General features: G+C 36.5%; 19 protein-coding genes and 1 pseudogene. 12 read left to right on the top strand and 8 right to left on the bottom strand.

What is annotated here, in order from left to right:
- Positions 1–31: 31 nt before the first annotated feature.
- Positions 32–409: a hypothetical protein gene (locus ACQKN3_RS06460; protein WP_427710272.1), complete on the top strand. Its 378-nt coding sequence runs from the start codon at positions 32–34 to the stop codon at positions 407–409.
- 258 nt (positions 410–667) lie between these two features.
- Positions 668–1,207, top strand: coding sequence for a GNAT family N-acetyltransferase (locus ACQKN3_RS06455; protein ID WP_427710270.1), 540 nt, complete (start codon positions 668–670; stop codon positions 1,205–1,207).
- A gap of 132 nt (positions 1,208–1,339) precedes the next feature.
- On the opposite strand, the gene ACQKN3_RS06450 is transcribed toward ACQKN3_RS06455, so the two are convergent.
- The gene (locus ACQKN3_RS06450; protein ID WP_427710268.1) at positions 1,340–1,822 is read right to left on the bottom strand and encodes a hypothetical protein; all 483 of its coding nucleotides are present in this window, start codon (positions 1,820–1,822) and stop codon (positions 1,340–1,342) included.
- 343 nt (positions 1,823–2,165) lie between these two features.
- Between ACQKN3_RS06450 and ACQKN3_RS06445 the strand changes: the two genes are divergently transcribed.
- Entirely contained in the window at positions 2,166–2,429 is a 264-nt protein-coding gene (locus ACQKN3_RS06445) for a hypothetical protein (RefSeq protein WP_427710266.1), read from the top strand.
- Positions 2,430–2,646: 217 nt separating this feature from the next.
- On the opposite strand, the gene ACQKN3_RS06440 is transcribed toward ACQKN3_RS06445, so the two are convergent.
- A complete protein-coding gene (locus ACQKN3_RS06440; protein ID WP_427710264.1) occupies positions 2,647–3,180 on the bottom strand; it encodes a GNAT family N-acetyltransferase in 534 nt (177 codons plus the stop codon).
- A gap of 126 nt (positions 3,181–3,306) precedes the next feature.
- Between ACQKN3_RS06440 and ACQKN3_RS06435 the strand changes: the two genes are divergently transcribed.
- Together ACQKN3_RS06435 and ACQKN3_RS06430 are read left to right on the top strand one after the other, a co-directional pair.
- The gene (locus tag ACQKN3_RS06435) at positions 3,307–3,531 is read left to right on the top strand and encodes a WYL domain-containing protein (RefSeq protein ID WP_251688356.1); all 225 of its coding nucleotides are present in this window, start codon (positions 3,307–3,309) and stop codon (positions 3,529–3,531) included.
- Between the two features lie 86 nt (positions 3,532–3,617).
- Positions 3,618–3,752 carry a hypothetical protein gene (locus ACQKN3_RS06430; protein ID WP_285848775.1) on the top strand — a complete coding sequence of 45 codons (135 nt, stop codon included), beginning with the start codon at positions 3,618–3,620 and terminating at the stop codon, positions 3,750–3,752.
- 30 nt (positions 3,753–3,782) lie between these two features.
- On the opposite strand, the pseudogene ACQKN3_RS06425 reads toward ACQKN3_RS06430, so the two are convergent.
- Both ACQKN3_RS06425 and ACQKN3_RS06420 read right to left on the bottom strand, forming a co-directional pair.
- Positions 3,783–4,264: pseudogene (locus ACQKN3_RS06425) on the bottom strand (TerC family protein); the annotation flags it as partial.
- A gap of 173 nt (positions 4,265–4,437) precedes the next feature.
- On the bottom strand, positions 4,438–4,602 hold the full coding sequence (locus ACQKN3_RS06420) for an aspartyl-phosphate phosphatase Spo0E family protein (RefSeq protein ID WP_079526357.1): 165 nt from the start codon (positions 4,600–4,602) through the stop codon (positions 4,438–4,440).
- A 316-nt stretch (positions 4,603–4,918) separates the two neighbouring features.
- Here ACQKN3_RS06420 and ACQKN3_RS06415 point away from each other — a divergent pair, with 316 nt between their 5' ends.
- The 6 genes from ACQKN3_RS06415 (at position 4,919) to ACQKN3_RS06390 (ending at position 10,478) form a co-directional block, all read left to right on the top strand.
- Positions 4,919–5,353 (top strand): BrxA/BrxB family bacilliredoxin, encoded by a 435-nt coding sequence (locus ACQKN3_RS06415; protein ID WP_251688351.1) that lies wholly within the window; start codon positions 4,919–4,921, stop codon positions 5,351–5,353.
- Entirely contained in the window at positions 5,341–6,126 is a 786-nt protein-coding gene (locus tag ACQKN3_RS06410; RefSeq protein ID WP_427710261.1) for a class I SAM-dependent methyltransferase, read from the top strand. Before ACQKN3_RS06415 ends, ACQKN3_RS06410 begins: the two co-directional genes overlap by 13 nt.
- 104 nt (positions 6,127–6,230) lie before the next feature.
- The gene (locus ACQKN3_RS06405) at positions 6,231–6,557 is read left to right on the top strand and encodes a metal-sensitive transcriptional regulator (RefSeq protein WP_427710259.1); all 327 of its coding nucleotides are present in this window, start codon (positions 6,231–6,233) and stop codon (positions 6,555–6,557) included.
- A 13-nt stretch (positions 6,558–6,570) separates the two neighbouring features.
- A complete protein-coding gene (copZ, locus tag ACQKN3_RS06400) occupies positions 6,571–6,777 on the top strand; it encodes a copper chaperone CopZ (protein ID WP_251688345.1) in 207 nt (68 codons plus the stop codon).
- Between the two features lie 90 nt (positions 6,778–6,867).
- Entirely contained in the window at positions 6,868–9,261 is a 2,394-nt protein-coding gene (locus ACQKN3_RS06395) for a heavy metal translocating P-type ATPase (protein WP_427710257.1), read from the top strand.
- A 215-nt stretch (positions 9,262–9,476) separates the two neighbouring features.
- Positions 9,477–10,478 (top strand): NAD(P)/FAD-dependent oxidoreductase, encoded by a 1,002-nt coding sequence (locus ACQKN3_RS06390; RefSeq protein ID WP_427710255.1) that lies wholly within the window; start codon positions 9,477–9,479, stop codon positions 10,476–10,478.
- A gap of 159 nt (positions 10,479–10,637) precedes the next feature.
- Here the strand turns inward: ACQKN3_RS06390 and ACQKN3_RS06385 are convergent, their stop codons facing one another.
- From ACQKN3_RS06385 to ACQKN3_RS06370, 4 genes are all read right to left on the bottom strand, one after another.
- Positions 10,638–12,020 carry a sensor histidine kinase gene (locus tag ACQKN3_RS06385; RefSeq protein ID WP_427710253.1) on the bottom strand — a complete coding sequence of 461 codons (1,383 nt, stop codon included), beginning with the start codon at positions 12,018–12,020 and terminating at the stop codon, positions 10,638–10,640.
- A complete protein-coding gene (locus ACQKN3_RS06380) occupies positions 12,017–12,697 on the bottom strand; it encodes a response regulator transcription factor (protein ID WP_427710251.1) in 681 nt (226 codons plus the stop codon). Before ACQKN3_RS06380 ends, ACQKN3_RS06385 begins: the two co-directional genes overlap by 4 nt.
- A 126-nt stretch (positions 12,698–12,823) precedes the next feature.
- Positions 12,824–13,510, bottom strand: a complete 687-nt coding sequence (locus tag ACQKN3_RS06375; RefSeq protein WP_427710249.1) for an ABC transporter ATP-binding protein — start codon at positions 13,508–13,510, stop codon at positions 12,824–12,826.
- A gap of 1 nt (position 13,511) precedes the next feature.
- Positions 13,512–14,546, bottom strand: coding sequence for an FtsX-like permease family protein (locus ACQKN3_RS06370; protein WP_427710247.1), 1,035 nt, complete (start codon positions 14,544–14,546; stop codon positions 13,512–13,514).
- 398 nt (positions 14,547–14,944) lie between these two features.
- Between ACQKN3_RS06370 and ACQKN3_RS06365 the strand changes: the two genes are divergently transcribed.
- Positions 14,945–15,751, top strand: coding sequence for an aldo/keto reductase (locus ACQKN3_RS06365; protein ID WP_427710245.1), 807 nt, complete (start codon positions 14,945–14,947; stop codon positions 15,749–15,751).
- Positions 15,752–16,026: the final 275 nt, after the last annotated feature.

Genomic DNA, 16,026 nt, shown 5'->3' with positions numbered 1-16,026 from the left:
TAATTAAAAACATATAGAAAGTGGCGTTATAATGAGCCTTTGTCGATATTTTGCTTCAAAAAACCCTTTACCAATTATTAAAAACTCTTTCGCAACTTTAGAAGATTATGCTTTAGAAACACAGTTTGAGATTCTTCCTTGTCGAAAGAATCCTCCGATTGCAGCAGCAGGACAAATCCAAAAGCCTTTTGTTTACAAGGTGAGAGGGAATGGAAAGCCTCTAGATCAACTTGTTGACTATATTAAAGAAAATGTTAAAGAACAAGATCGAGTAGAATTTTGGTCGATATGGCACAGTGAAAAAGTACCTTCGAACAATATGTATCGACTTAATCCACAACAAATAACACCTGAAGATTTACGGTTCTTGCATGACAATCAAAATTGTTGCATTAGATTTTTTCAATAAAATAAAAAGTAGCCTTCTTGAAATTCAAAATGAGGGATAGATGTTCCAAAACATCGCCTTGGTAGCTTTTTTTCTCTAAATACCGTTTTAATAATTATTTATTTCTGAAAATTAAGATATAATTAAAATAATTTTATTTTGAAAGGATTGATTAATATGAAACAGGTAACAAAGGGGATTGAAAAGTAGTCTACATACTTACTCTTTTCAATTCACAAGACGATGAAAAGAAATTTATTTGAAAAGAGGAACTATAACTTGTATAAAGATCAAAACTTAATAATCCGTCCAATAGAAGAAACGGATTTACATCGTATTTGGGAATTAGAATTTAATGAAAAAAAACCTGAATGGAAAAAATGGAATGCACCGTATTACCCGCATGAAACAAAGTCTTTCGATGAATTTTTACCTATTGGCAGAGAGTGGATGAGTCAACAAAACGTTTGGGTAGTTGAAGTAGATGGTATTTTGTGTGGAACAGTATCTTATTATTGGGAACATGAAGCCTCGAAATGGTTAGAGATGGGCATTCTTTTTTACGAAGTCGGAAAATGGGGAAAAGGGCTTGGCACTCGTACTTTAAAACTCTGGATTGATCATTTATTCAATACAATGCCGTTAGTTCGTGTTGGCTTTACTACATGGTCTGGAAATGAACGGATGATTCGTGTAGGTGAAAAATTAGGGATGCAATTAGAAGGACGCATTCGTAAAGTTCGTTATTATGAAGGGAATTACTACGATTCGATTAGAATGGGAATTTTACGAGAAGAATGGGAAATGCAGAAAGATTAATCCTTTATAGCCATGCACAAACAACTGAAATAACGTTAACAAATGAAACTTTGGGAGCCAACATCCTCTATTCTATTGAATAGAGGATGTTTCGGCTGTTTATGGACAGTAAGTCTCCAAATGAAACTTTAATTAATGGGCTTGTTTTATTAAATCTGCAATTAAATTGAAAACTTCTTTGTCTTGCATGAGATATTTGTCTGCTAATTTCTTATCAATAGCGAATACTTCTAAAATACTATTTTTAGTATTTTCATCTTGACCAACAAAAAGTATAAGATTATCCGCAACCGTTGATTCTAAATCAATAATATAGTAATCAAGTTCATTTAAATCTTTTAAATCTTTGGGTTTAATACCTGTTACCTTTGTGTTTTCTAATTGATTCAGTAAGTTTGCTATCATTTCTGTTGAAAGTGTTATTTTTTTGCCTTTTGTAATATCTTTGGGAATATAATTAATCATTCCAGTAGTATACAGCTCTTTCGAATAATTCGATTCAGCAATTTTTAATACTTCAGATACTTTAGATTCCCCATACTTAGCTGAATTAATATTATATATGTAACCTGAAATAAGTACTCCTATAATGATAAGCCAAGTCCATCTTTTCAAAAACTCACCCCCTTCTTTGTAATTATATATTACTTAATTATTCTGAAATATATTTTCGGAACTGAAATCACTCAAAATATCACAATAGGGGTATCCCATCGTCACCTATTAACATGGGTGAAACAATATGAACATAACGGTGTAGAGACCTTTCTAGAAAAATATACTATTACAAAACAAAGCGGATAAGGAAAAATAAAAAGGCATGAGCCCGATACAATATCAAACTCTTGACCAAATGGTTGCCTGAAATTATTGTGTCTAACTTTAAGGGATCACTTCAATGACACTTTGTGGGCGTTAGATTATTTCAACCATACATTTTGAAAGGTAGGTATTTAATTTGGAAAATAAAGAAATAATACTTAGCATTTTAAATGACCTTAAAAATGGACGTACACCTAGTCATACAGATTACAAATTACATTTAGATATATGGGCAGAATTTATCGAATACTTGGATGATGTTAAGTACATTAAAGAGGTTACTATCTACTGGTTTGGCGATGATGATGAATATTATGACGAAAGAGTACACTCTGTTGACCTAAGCAAAGCCAAGCTAACACATTTTGGAGAGAATTTTTTAGCCGAACAAATGAATTAAACATACATAATAAACTTGAAAAACGTTCCCAAATCAAAGTTGGGAATAAACGAAAAGCAGAAACATTGTTAAGTCAACGTTTCTGCTTTTTCTATAGGTTTATTCTTTATGCATTTATTTATCCACTTCTACTAAAAGCCAATATTGACAACGGTTTGAACGTACAAGGGGTTTGCAATGTCATCGGTTTTCTTGCATCCCATAATCAATTCAGCGATTATTTCACAAAAATATGTGCATCACAATAACAAAGACCTTTGCAGCTTGGGCAATCAACTTGATAGGGCTCGAAATAGCGCGGCATATAAATAAATGGTTCAAAACCCTGTGCTGCAAATTGCCGCTCAGCTGCCCAGCGGTTAGTATCGGATTGAACCCATCCAACCGTAACAATCGTTTTTGCAACCGGCTGTACGGCATCGAGGTAAGCACGTACTAGTTTTGTTCCAATTCCTTTTTTTCGCTCGTTTGGATGGACGACAAAATGACTTGTATAATAACTGATCCCTGATGTGACCAGTTCCTTTAACGACTGAAGCTCTTCAAGAAAATAGGGGAATTCCTTGTTGAAATCTTTTATTTCATAACCCGCAATATAACCGACAACTTCATCAAACTCATTAACGGCTATATAACGAATGCCTCCAGCCTGATCAACGGTATCGGTCGTTTCTGGTTCAAATGGTAAAAAATCATTGAGCAGTGTTGCAATTTGCACTGCATATTTCTTTTCATAAGGGTAAATATTCATCGGTGGACCTGCCTTATATTGTATATGGTTATTATTGTAACATAGTAAAGGGAAATAAGGGTATTTTTGATAATTGTAAATAGGGAACATTTGTTCTATAATGGAGTTAAGAAAGGTGGAAAGTTAATGAAAGAACAATTGCAAAAGGCATTGCAACACAATCAAATTTTGGATATTGTGTATTTCGCCAAAGACAAGTCAATAACAAAGCGTCGAATAAAGCTAATTAAAATCTCCGGAGAACATGTGCAAGCGTATTGTTTTTTCCGTCATGCAAAACGAAATTTTATTGTAGATAATATTTTAGCTGTACATCCGGTAAATAAAAAAGCGAGAGGGTTACAAGCATAGAATATATATAAGTATTATCATTTTTTTGATAATTATGTGGAATTTTCTGACTATTTGTGTTATATTAAGTTTAGGGAGGTGAATAAGTGATGCAAGCTTTAAAAAGAATGGGGGCAACAAACTTTTTTGTGAATAATGTGAAGAGTAAACCAAGATTAAACAAATTAAAAAGTATGTATTTAACAAGAAAGGAAATTTCGGATTATGTTAAAACAAAATAAATAAAACCCTCCACTTTTAATTGTGGAGGGTTATTTTTTTAGCACAGAATTAAGTATATTTCTGTGAAGGTATTCTTTAGAAGATTTTGTTTTGCCACCGGATAAAAACCAACCAGCGATTGCGATTAACACTCTAAAAAATATTAATTTCCACTCAAGGGAGTGGGCAAACTCGCTGCAATTTCTAGTCCAGATTTAGATTCAAGAAGTTTCACAAAGAAGTTTGCAGCAAACCTCATAATAATTAATCCGATTAATCCCCCTGCAAATATGACAAGGAACTTTCCGCCGTCCATGCGCTATATCCGCTAATTCAACTTTTATAACCGTACCCCAAAATCCAGATTTTTTTGTTCCTTTTCCTTTTTTGATCCTTTATTTTTAAAGTATAGTTTCCTTACAATGTGATTGATCGTTATAAATAATAGATATAGAGGACCAATAGTCTGAACCTGCCATACATCTACAAGAAACGTTATGATATATAAAGAAGCAAAACGGAAAATGAAGGCACTTTGGTGAGAGATTCATAGTAATAAGATAAGGTGGGATAGTAGTGTTAAAAAAGGGTTTTTACAAAACAAACACATAGTTCATTGGTATTCAATGAACTATGTACAAGTAATAGATCGATATTTACTCAAATTCAATTAGAAGCAAAACAATATGTAAGCCTTCTTTTTAATTAAGCGGCAATATCTGAATACTTATTAAGTAATTCATCCAGTTCCTGACTGCAATTCACGACTTCCGGATGAGTGAATCCTAAATCATTTGCTTTTTTGTACATAAGTTTTCTTTTTGTCTCAATTCGTAGTTTTAGTAGCTTTTTTAATAGTAAAAATTTCATCGATAAATTTCCCTTCAGTAGTAGTTGGTAGGTTTAAACTTTTGTTGAAATAAAATGACAACTGTTTCATCCTATCTTATTTCGGACAAGATATATGTCGAAACATGCTAAAAAAGCATAATTCAATAATTTGTAAAAAATATAAACTTTATACATAAATAGGGTGCTTTATATTTGACTTAATTTAAAATGTATGGATATTTGTTGGGTTCTTGAAAATGTCGGAAATCGGTGAAATCCAATTTTTGTACAACTGGTAATATCATTGATATAATGAGCGATGTGAATACATATAAACAGAAAGAGGTTATGAAAAATGACAAATGCTTATGATGAATATATGCGTCAAGTAACACAGCCAATGCGTACGGAACTTGAGAGTGCAGGCTTTGCACAATTAACTACGGCAGATAGTGTACACGAATTTATGGCTGAAACAAAAGGGACGGCTTTAGTTGTAATCAATTCAGTTTGTGGTTGTGCTGCAGGTCTAGCACGTCCGGCTGCTCGTGAAGCAGTAGCAGATGTAAAACCGGATCAGCTTGTAACGGTATTTGCTGGTCAAGACCCGGAAGCGACTGCAGCAATGCGCGGATACTTTGATGAAGTGCCACCAAGCTCACCATCAATGGCGATTTTAAAAGATGGTCAATTAGCTTACTTCATTCCACGTGATCAAATCGAAGGTCATCCAATGGAACAAATCCGTGATCATTTATCAGATGTGTTAAAACAAGTATGTGCCGAGTAACAATTGTCACAACTGCAGGCAGACCGGACGAGCAATCGCTTCAGTTAGCTGAATTTGCTAGTAAGGAGCTGCAGGCAAAAATTGTTCCGCGCCAAAAACGTTCGGTACGTAAGCTTTCCGAAGTGTACGATGCCAATGTCATAGTTGCGGGAAAAAATCGATTTGAATACTATGCGAAAGGTGCCGAGGCGCCTTTCTTTTTTCATCCAAATTCTGCCGCATTTCGTTTGAAACGTGTCGCTCGCGGTGAAGACGAGCCATTGCTTACTGCTTGTGCACTGCAAAAAGGGGATACGTTTTTGGATTGCACACTAGGCTTAGGGGCCGACAGCTTGTTGGCTGCTTATGTTGTAGGTGAAAAAGGCAAAGTGATTGGTGTAGAAGCAAACAAAAATGTGTCGTTTATTGTAAAAACAGGGATGAAAACTTATGATACGACTGAACTTCCATTGACGGCATCTATGCGAAATATCGAAGTGGTTCATTCTACGGCACTGGAATATTTAAAGCAGCAAGAAAATGAAAGCTTTGATGTCGTATACATGGATCCGATGTTCGAGGAAGTCATTGAAGAATCAACGAATTTTGAAGCGCTGCGCTATGCCGGAAAGCATCTGACACTAACGGATGAATGGGTAGCTGAAGCAAAACGTGTGGCGAAAAAGCGTGTCGTGTTAAAGGCCCATTATAAATCGGACTGGTTTGAAAAGTACCAGTTTCAGCGAGATGTGCGATTAACAGCCAAGTTTCACTATGGTGTGTTTGAAAAATAAAGCGTTGAAGTTCTTTTTAAGAAGAGCTTCAGCGTTTTTCTTAACGCTTTACATACCCCTCATAGGTATGGTAATCTTGAAATCAAGTAAGGGGGATTGATTGAATGATACATGAAAACGATAGTCTACTGGAAGCACATGAAGAAAGCTGTCGTAAAAGTCATCATCCTGAACCGATAAAAAAAGATTTAACGACGAGATTGAATCGGATCGAAGGGCAAATTCGCGGAATTAAGGGTATGATTGATAAAGACGTGTATTGTGATGATATTATTACACAATTATCGGCAACACAATCGGCTTTAAACAGTGTCGCGAAGATTTTGCTTGAAGGTCATTTAAAAGGCTGTGTTGTGGATCGTCTGAATGAAGGCGATACGGAAGTTTTAGACGAGCTTGTCGTAACTATTCAAAAAATGATGAAAAAATAAGGAGTGTTCAAGTATGGTAAATGTAACGTTAAATGTTAATGGTATGTCTTGCGGTCATTGTGTAAAATCTGTGGAAACTAGTGTTGGCGCATTAGCTGGTGTACAGGAAGTTAAAGTGGATCTTGCTGAGAAAAAGGTATCGGTTGCGTATAACGAAGATGCTGTTACTGTTGAGCAGATCAAAGAAACGATTGATGAACAAGGGTATGACGTTGTTTAAGTATTGTGGTATTGATTCAGGTTCTCTACTATAGAGAACCTCTCTTTTTACAAAATTTTATACCCCCTTGAGGTATAAAGAGGTGAGAATATGACGAAAGAACTTACATTGCAAGTTACAGGTATGACGTGTGCGGCATGTTCGGCAAGGATTGAAAAAGGGCTGAATCGTATGGATGGGGTCCAATCGGCGAACGTCAATCTAGCGGTTGAAAAAGCGGCGATTCGATATGATGAAACCGTTGTTAAAGCACAGGATATTGAGCAAAAGATTCAGGCACTTGGCTATGATGTCGTCAAAGAGAAAGCGGATTTCACAATTGATGGAATGACGTGCGCGGCATGTTCGGCAAGAATCGAAAAGGTGCTTGGAAAAATGGACGGGATTGCTTCGGCAAACGTGAACTTGGCGTTGGAAAAAGCGACGATAGAATTTAATCCGTCACAAGTTTCGGTGTCCGATATTATTGCGCGTATCGAAAAAATCGGTTATGGGGCTCAACCAGTAGTTGAAGGTAATCCTGTTGATCATCGGGAAAAGGCAATTCAGCGGCAAACAGTTAAATTTATCTCGGCGGCCATTTTATCATTGCCGCTTTTATGGACGATGGTTGCCCATTTTTCATTTACGAGCTTTTTATATGTGCCTGACATTCTTATGAATCCTTGGGTACAGTTAGCATTAGCAACACCTGTTCAATTTATTATTGGCTGGCAATTCTACGTGGGAGCATATAAATCATTGCGCAGTGGTGCTGCAAATATGGATGTGCTCGTTGTAATGGGAACGAGTGCGGCCTATTTTTATAGTATTTATCAAATGCTCGCACATCCTAGCGGTCATATGCCGCACCTGTATTTTGAAACGAGCGCAGTGCTTATTACACTGATTTTATTAGGGAAACTGTTTGAAGCACGTGCAAAAGGTAAATCATCCCAGGCGATCAAGCAGTTGATGGGGATGCAGGCAAAATCAGCACTAGTAATCCGTGATGGCGTCGAGCAGTCTGTTCCGCTTGAAGAAGTCCGCATTAATGATATTGTCCGAGTGAAGCCAGGTGAAAAAATTCCTGTTGATGGGGAAGTCGTTTCCGGAACTTCAGCCGTGGATGAATCAATGCTGACAGGCGAAAGTTTGCCGGTGGAAAAAAACATTGGCGATTTCGTTTACGGTGCAACACTGAATAAAAATGGTGCACTGGAAATGAAGGCATTAAAGGTTGGCAGTGAAACAGCATTGTCACAAATCATTAAAATCGTCGAGTCGGCTCAAGGTTCTAAAGCACCGATTCAGCGTCTTGCCGATAAAATTTCCAATATTTTTGTACCAATCGTTGTAGGGATTGCCGTTGTGACATTCCTTTTATGGTGGCTAATTGGCGGAGAATTTATCCAGGCATTTGAAGCGACAATTGCAGTACTTGTCATTGCATGCCCATGTGCGCTTGGCTTGGCGACACCAACGTCGATTATGGCGGGTTCAGGACGTGCGGCACAGTTTGGTATTTTATTTAAAGGCGGGGAACACCTTGAACAGACTGGTTTTGTCGATACTGTCGTTGTCGATAAAACAGGAACGGTTACAAACGGGAAACCGGTTTTGACAGATGTTGTATTGTTCAGTGATTTAGAAGAAAATAATGTCCTGCGCATTGTTGCTTCTGCAGAAAAACAGTCCGAGCATCCATTGGCAGAAGCAATTGTTGAAGGTGTATTAGAGCGCGGGATTAAGCTATCGGCTGTTTCAAGCTTCCAGGCACTACCAGGGCTTGGTATTGAAGCACAAGTGGATAATGTAGAAGTAGCTGTAGGTACGAGAAAACTGATGCGGGATCGACAAATTAGTATTGAAGAATCGATCGAACAGCAATTGATTTCATTGGAACAGCAAGGGAAAACGGCGATGCTAGTAGCAATTAACACCCAATTCGCTGCAATTATTGCCGTTGCAGATACGGTAAAAGAAACATCTGCTGAAGCGGTAAGACGTCTGCATGCACTTGGTCTGAAAGTGATTATGCTTACAGGTGATAATGAACGAACGGCAAAAGCGATTGCAGCGGAAGTAGGCATTGACGAAGTAATTGCAGAAGTGCTGCCGGAACAAAAGGCACAGCAAATCGAAAACTTAAAAGAACAAGGTCGTAATGTTGCAATGGTTGGTGACGGGATCAACGATGCACCGGCACTTGCGGTAGCTGATATCGGGATGGCAATCGGTACGGGTACAGATGTAGCGATGGAAGCAGCGGACATTACATTAATTCGCGGGGATCTGAACAGTATTGCAGATGCGATTTTAATGAGCCGTAAAACGATGAAGAACATTAAACAAAACCTGTTTTGGGCATTTGCCTATAATGTCATCGGCATTCCGATTGCCGCACTCGGTTTCCTCGCTCCATGGGTAGCAGGCGCAGCAATGGCTTTCAGTTCCGTTTCGGTTGTATTAAATGCATTAAGACTGCAGCGTGTGAAATTGTAAAACAACCGGTATTCTGGATAAAGAATGCTAATGAGTTTGACGGAAAATGCGCAAGGATGACAATCAATATTGAAGTTTAAATTTTATAAGAATATTCCAACATAGTCATACAGCATTTGTTTTAAAAATTATTGTTGTGGAAACGTACAATGGAAGTGTTAAATCGTTTAAAAAAAATAGCACTCTAATTTCTTATAATGATTGGGGCCAATAATATGAATGAAGATTCAAAGGTATATGATGTCACGATTATCGGTGGAGGTCCTGCAGGGATGTTTACGGCATTCTATGGAGGCATGCGCCAGCTTGAAGTTAAGTTAATTGAAAGTCTGCCACAATTAGGCGGGCAGCTTGCAGCACTTTATCCGGAAAAATATATTTATGATATTGCAGGATTCCCAAAAATCCGTGCACAGGAACTTGTAAATAATCTGAAAGAACAAATGTCAGCCTTTGAGCAGGAAATCGTAACTGGTCAAAGCGTTGAAGCCATTGATAAGTTGGAAGACGGAACATTTAAGCTTACAACTAACAAAGAAATACATTATTCAAAAACAATTATCATTACAGCAGGTCTTGGTGCATTCCAGCCAAGACAATTGGAAGTTGAAGGAGCCGATTATTACGAGGGTAAAAACCTTCATTATTTCATCAACAATATAAGTGAATTCAAAGGTAAAAATGTTATCATTTTCGGTGGCGGAGATTCAGCTATTGACTGGTCGCTTATGCTTGAACCGATTGCTAAGAAAGTTACGCTTGTGCATAGACGAGATCAGTTCCGGGCGCATGAGCATAGTGTTGAAAAACTGTTTAATTCAAGTGTTGAAATAAAAACGCCTTATATGCCTGATGAGTTGTATGGCGATGAAAGTGGCATTAAACAAATTGTCATCCGTAATGCAGAAGGAGAAAAGGAAACACTTGAAGTTGACGAAATCATTGTAAACTATGGATTTAAATCCTCTTTAGGACCAATTAAAGAATGGGGTTTGGAAATTGAGAGAAACTCCATTATCGTAAACCCTAAAATGGAAACCAATATCGAAGGAATCTATGCGGTTGGTGACGTCACAACATACGATGGAAAAGTGAAATTGATTGCAACGGGATTCGGTGAAGCGCCGGTCGCCATTAGTGCAGCACGGTTGTATATTGACCCAACAGCCAAGAAGCATGTACCGCACAGCACGGACCTTTTTAAAGGGGAATTGTAGCGGGTTTATCGGTATGAATGGAATATTTAACAGGGAAGTGGAGACACAATTCACATATGAATTTGTGTCTCTTTTTTTATTGCTATGTTTAAACTGATACAAATTGTTATTTCCTGTTTTAGGGACAATGGGGAATTATAGATTGTGACATTTATACTTTCACTGCGTGACAGGCAATTCTACGACAAAGTTGGTTCCGCGATTTTCAATACTGTCCACATGGATTAATCCACCATGTAAAGTAACAATGGCAGCCACTATTGATAGTCCCAGTCCTGTCCCATCAACTGAACGTGTCCGTGCGGTATCTACTCGATAAAAGCGGTCAAAAATTCTTTCTTTCTCTTTATCATTCATTCCTATACCCGTATCTTCAAAAATTACCAATACCGATTTTCCTTGTTCTTCGATTGATATTTCAATCATGCCGTTCGGTTTATTATATTTGATGGCGTTGGTTAACAGATTGTCCCAAACCGCATTTAGTAAGGACGGATCTCCGATGATTTCTACATCCGGTAATGTGAACCCGAGCGTAATCCCTTTTTCACCTATTTGCCATTGATTGTTCCGTACTAGTTCCTTAATCTGCTTTCCGATATTAACTGTTTTTCTTTTCAAAATATCCTCATCGTGATCCAAAGAAGCGAGGAGCAATAATTGTTTTGTTAATGTAGAGAGTCTTTCGATTTCCGCATTGATGATTATAATGTAATTACTTTTATCCTCAGGACTCGTTGAATCACTTTTTAATAGGTTTGTATATCCTTTAATATTGGATAGAGGTGACTGAATATCATGAGAAATGTTTGAAATAAACTCTTTTCTCATTGCATCTAATTGTTCCAGTCTACTGGCCATTCGTAAAAAACTAAGTGAAAGTTCTCCTAATTCATCATGACGGGTAGTATCAAGATCAACATTGTAATTTCCGTTTGAGAGCGTTTTAGTTGCGGATGTAAGCTTTGAGATTGGATTAACTAAATATTTTGTAATAAAAATTACCATTATAATGCTCAGCATAATCGTCAAAGCTAGCAGCCACCCGAATAAAATATGCATTTCGTTAAATAGAAGCTTAATATCCGGTCTTAGAAAGAGGGCATACTTTTCCTCGTTATGTGTCAATGGAACACCAATCGTATTCTTTAATTCGTTCGCAAAAAATCCTGTTACAAATGTTTCCTGGGGAAAATTTGATATACCATGAAAAATATTGCCATTAAGTACTTGTTCTTTAGTTGAATTGGATAAAGTATTTTCCCTGAAAGGTGCACCAAAATAAAGTTCATTTCCTGAATTGTCAACGAGGAAAATTTGATAACCTATTGAAGAAATATTTTCAAGATAATCTATAAGATTTAAATCAGCTTGATTACCGGTAAATTCAGCAATTTCCAACGCAATTTTAGTGTTTTTTTGGTCATTAAATGGTTTTAATTTTTGCTGATAATACGTATTCGAAATTAAAAAGGCAAATATACCACTAAAAATCATAATTCCAATGGTGAACACAACAAATTTCACATAAAGAGATTTCATTTGCGGTTTGCCTCCAGTGAATAGCCAACCCCACGCACAGTCTTAATATGAAAATCGTCCGTCAATTTAGAAAAACGTTCCCTTAATCTTTTTACATGAACATCTATTGTCCGCTCATCTCCTTCAAAATCTACACCCCAGATGTGTTGTATTAGTTGAGCTCGAGAAAATACTTGCATAGAATTTGTAGCCAGGAAGTACAGCAGTTCAAATTCCTTTAAGGGTAACAGAATCGTCCGTTCTCCAATCTGAACCTCATAGCTTTTTTTATTTATAGTTGTACTACCTAAATGAATAACAGTTTCATCGGATTGCTTATCATATCGTCGTAGTAAGGCTTCTATTCTAAATTGTAATTCTTTTGGTTCAAACGGCTTGACTAGATAATCATCTGTGCCAGATTTATATCCTTCTTCCTTATCTTCAATTTGATTCTTAGCCGTTAAAAGGATGACTGGAATATCATATTTCTTTCGAATAACCTTTGTTAATGCATACCCATCCATAAAAGGCATCATCACATCGATTACTGCTAAATCACATACTTCTCTATTAAGAACTGCTAATGCTTGAGTCCCGTCTTTTGCTTGAACAACTTTGAATCCTGTCTCGGCTAAATGGATTTTTACAAGCTGTAATATATTGATGTCGTCATCTACAATTAGAATTGTTGTCATTCTTGTACTCCTGTTTTATAAAAATTTTTTATCTGCTTTAAACCATATCAAATGAACAGCCATGCAATGTCCAGGCTGTTCATTAATATTCTGCTTATATTAATCCTGCTTTAAAATTTGCAGAACTTACTCTTCACTTTGCAAAACCATTCCATCGCTCATTTTTATCACATGGTCTACATATGAAAGCAATTCTTCATCATGTGTAACCATTAATGTAGCAATATTTAACGTTTTAGTTAACTCTTGAATCAATAACATAACATCTCTAGACTTCCATGAATCTAGGCTGGCTGTTGGTTCATCTGCGAAGAGAACTTTCGGTTTATGGATAATGGCTCGGGCAATGGCGATCCGTTGTTTTTCCCCACCTGATAATGAAGAGGGGTAGGCCTGTCTTCTATGATCCATTTCAACAAGTTGCAGAATCTTACGAACTTCAGCTATTTTTGATTGTTTGCTTAAGTTAGATTCAGAAACATCCAGCATCAAAATTAATTGCTCTTCAACTGTGAGAAAAGGAACAAGATGAGCAAACTGAAAGACAAACCCAAATTTACTGGCCCGTATTTTTCGAACCTGTTCAGAACTCATTGCAGTCATATTGTTTCCGTCGAAAATAACTTGCCCATTTGATGCGGGTTGTAATCCAGCAGCTATAGTAAGGAGCGTACTTTTACCGGAACCTGATGCGCCTACTAATGCTGTTATCTCTCCTTCTTTAAGAGTAAGGTTAATTCCTCTAAGTATTTCTTCTTCTATTTCCCCCGAAGTAAATGTTTTTCTTACATCTTCAATTGAAAATATTGTCATATTAAGCCTCTCCTTGTTGTATCGCATGTAATGGTTCGATTTTTTTGATTTGTATTCCAGAGAGTGTAGCTCCGATAAAACCGATGAATAGGAAAACTAAAGATAATTGTATGGTTGTTTCAAATGTTAAATGGAAAGGCATACCTTCAGGTGCAATCATATTAAATACTTGGCTGAATGAAATGGACAAAATAAGAGAAATTATCGTAATGAAAAGCATTTGTGACCACATAATTTTGAATAACCTGCTTGTTTTCATGCCAATTGCCTTTAAAATACCATATAAACCGACTTTTTGAATGTTCATCATGTAGAAAAAGATGGCAAACAACATGCCGCTAATGACAACTAAAAACCAGACAATCATATTTAAAGACATTTGTTCTGCATTATAGCTTGGAATTGTATTAAGGAAATCCTTGTTCGAAAAAGATTGCAGGCCCATGAATTGTTCTGAAGATTCTCCACCTGGTATGAATAACAATTGCATTTCCATAACTCGATAGATTTCCTTATAATTCTTCATATTTATATATGCAATAGGGGCATGACTGAATTTCTTCTGTTCAACAAAACCTTTAACTTTAAATTCACCACTAAATTGATTATTCGTTAAGACATCTCCAACCTTTATCCCTTTATCCTCCATTGACTGGTCTAATATAATCTCCCCGTCTTCAACGTTTTCAAATAGCTCTGAATCAGTGGAAGTAACAAAGGCAACGCTATGCTGTTTGTCAGTTTCGCTATTTAAAAAACCCATTTGAATTGAGAATGCCACTGCATCTTTTTGTTTATTTATTATTTCATCCTGTATATCACTGTCTATTTTTGAAAGATTGTAAGTTTCATCTCCCTCTTTATTCATATAAAATTGACCTTCTGGTAAATCTTTGATCAACGAAGCATTGTCTTGTGATAATCCATTCGCCAAACCCGATATTATAAAGGTCAATAAACTAACAAGAAAAATAATTGAACCTAAAATTAAAAATCTCACTTTGTTTTTCTTTATTTCTTTCCATGCAATATTCATTTGTAATTTCCTCCGATCTCTTCTTTACATCCATAGTTTATCGATTGAATATGAACGGGAGATGAACAGTAAATTACATTTCGAGTTCATTCGAAATATTTATAAATGAACAGTACACAATTATTAGGCACTAGATTATTTAATTTGCAGAAAGTATCAGAATGAAAAAGTAACAGAGAATGCGGAAACAACTGAATATAGTAGAGGGGATAGCAGTATTACAAACTCGGTTAAATCAACAGTCCTATCTATAACATGTCCTTACGAAGGAAAACCCGAGTTATAAAGGTATTGGGGCAAATCTTTAATCTTTTCGTACTTATTAATTTCTGAAAATTCCATACTTTGTTATAATATATTTAGTAAATAAATAGAGATACAATGGGAGTGCCTAAACTATGGAATATATCACGCTTAATAATGGAGTAAAAATGCCGATCGTTGGTACTGGTACAAATACGTATGGTAAACAAAATAATGACTATAACGGTGAATTAACAAATGAAATTCCTGAACTTGTATCAGCACTTGAGCTGGGATATCGCTCAATAGATGCAGCTATTAGTTATCGAAACGAAGCAATTGTCGGGGGAATTTTAGCAGAAAGCACAGTGCCTCGAGAAGAGTTGTTCATTACGACAAAAGTTCCTGCAAGAGAAGAATATGTTTCTTCAAAGGAATCGACAAGAGCAGCAATCGATAATAGTCTAAAAAATTTTAAAACAGACTATTTGGACCTGCTTTTGATTCATGCTCCGATCGAAGACAAAGAGCAGCTAAGAAATACTTGGGAAATTTTTGAAGAATATTATGAGGCGGGCAAACTTAAAGCAATCGGCGTTTCGAACTTTAAGAAAAATCATCTGGATGAATTGAAAGAATTCGCGAAAGTGAAGCCGGCCGTTAATCAAATTCAAATTAATTTAAAAGAAAAGAACAAAGAACTTCTTGATACATTACAAGAAGAGGGGATTACACCTGTAGCGTGGGGTCCGATGAAAACGGAAGAACATCAAAATGAAGTGTTGGATGAGATCGGTAAAGCGTATGGGAAATCTGGTGCTCAAGTTTTATTGAAATACCAAATCGAGCGCGGTGTGGTCGTCATCCCGAAATCACACAACCGTGAAAACCAAGCAGCTAATCTGGATCTTTTCGATTTCGAACTGACTGCGGCGGATGTAGAAAAAATTGAAAACCTATAGTTGGTAACTAACTGGGCGTCTCCTATTTTGGAGACGCTTGTTTAATATCTGCCTTTGTTAACAGGCCACTTATCAAAATAAAAGCACCAATGAAAAACATTGCAATAAACAATATGACCATCACGCCCATTCCTCCAGAGCCCTTTTCGGCAAAAATAGCAAAACAAATCCCAATAATAAGCCAGGAACATGATTCCCCATTATTGAGCGAAAGATTATAATTTTATGCTTATTAAAGACAAAGTGAGAAATATCAGTTTAATGTTAGTAATAGG

The sequence above is a fragment of the Solibacillus sp. NPDC093137 genome, from assembly GCF_050280445.1.
Lineage (GTDB): Bacteria > Bacillota > Bacilli > Bacillales_A > Planococcaceae > Solibacillus > Solibacillus isronensis_B.
Note: the sequence above shows the minus strand (reverse complement) of the source record. Positions and strands in the feature narration are given on the sequence as shown.

Bases quoted from the DNA above. Each gene is read 5' to 3' on its own strand.
- ACQKN3_RS06365 (WP_427710245.1), top strand. From the start codon at position 14,945: ATGGAATATATCACGCTTAATAATGGAGTAAAAATGCCGATCGTTGGT.
- ACQKN3_RS06440 (WP_427710264.1), bottom strand. From the start codon at position 3,180: ATGAATATTTACCCTTATGAAAAGAAATATGCAGTGCAAATTGCAACA.
- ACQKN3_RS06415 (WP_251688351.1), top strand. From the start codon at position 4,919: ATGACAAATGCTTATGATGAATATATGCGTCAAGTAACACAGCCAATG.
- ACQKN3_RS06435 (WP_251688356.1), top strand. From the start codon at position 3,307: ATGAAAGAACAATTGCAAAAGGCATTGCAACACAATCAAATTTTGGAT.
- copZ (WP_251688345.1), top strand. From the start codon at position 6,571: ATGGTAAATGTAACGTTAAATGTTAATGGTATGTCTTGCGGTCATTGT.
- ACQKN3_RS06420 (WP_079526357.1), bottom strand. From the start codon at position 4,602: ATGAAATTTTTACTATTAAAAAAGCTACTAAAACTACGAATTGAGACA.
- ACQKN3_RS06410 (WP_427710261.1), top strand. From the start codon at position 5,341: ATGTGCCGAGTAACAATTGTCACAACTGCAGGCAGACCGGACGAGCAA.
- ACQKN3_RS06370 (WP_427710247.1), bottom strand. From the start codon at position 14,546: ATGAATATTGCATGGAAAGAAATAAAGAAAAACAAAGTGAGATTTTTA.
- ACQKN3_RS06460 (WP_427710272.1), top strand. From the start codon at position 32: ATGAGCCTTTGTCGATATTTTGCTTCAAAAAACCCTTTACCAATTATT.
- ACQKN3_RS06405 (WP_427710259.1), top strand. From the start codon at position 6,231: ATGATACATGAAAACGATAGTCTACTGGAAGCACATGAAGAAAGCTGT.
- ACQKN3_RS06390 (WP_427710255.1), top strand. From the start codon at position 9,477: ATGAATGAAGATTCAAAGGTATATGATGTCACGATTATCGGTGGAGGT.
- ACQKN3_RS06395 (WP_427710257.1), top strand. From the start codon at position 6,868: ATGACGAAAGAACTTACATTGCAAGTTACAGGTATGACGTGTGCGGCA.
- ACQKN3_RS06380 (WP_427710251.1), bottom strand. From the start codon at position 12,697: ATGACAACAATTCTAATTGTAGATGACGACATCAATATATTACAGCTT.
- ACQKN3_RS06385 (WP_427710253.1), bottom strand. From the start codon at position 12,020: ATGAAATCTCTTTATGTGAAATTTGTTGTGTTCACCATTGGAATTATG.
- ACQKN3_RS06375 (WP_427710249.1), bottom strand. From the start codon at position 13,510: ATGACAATATTTTCAATTGAAGATGTAAGAAAAACATTTACTTCGGGG.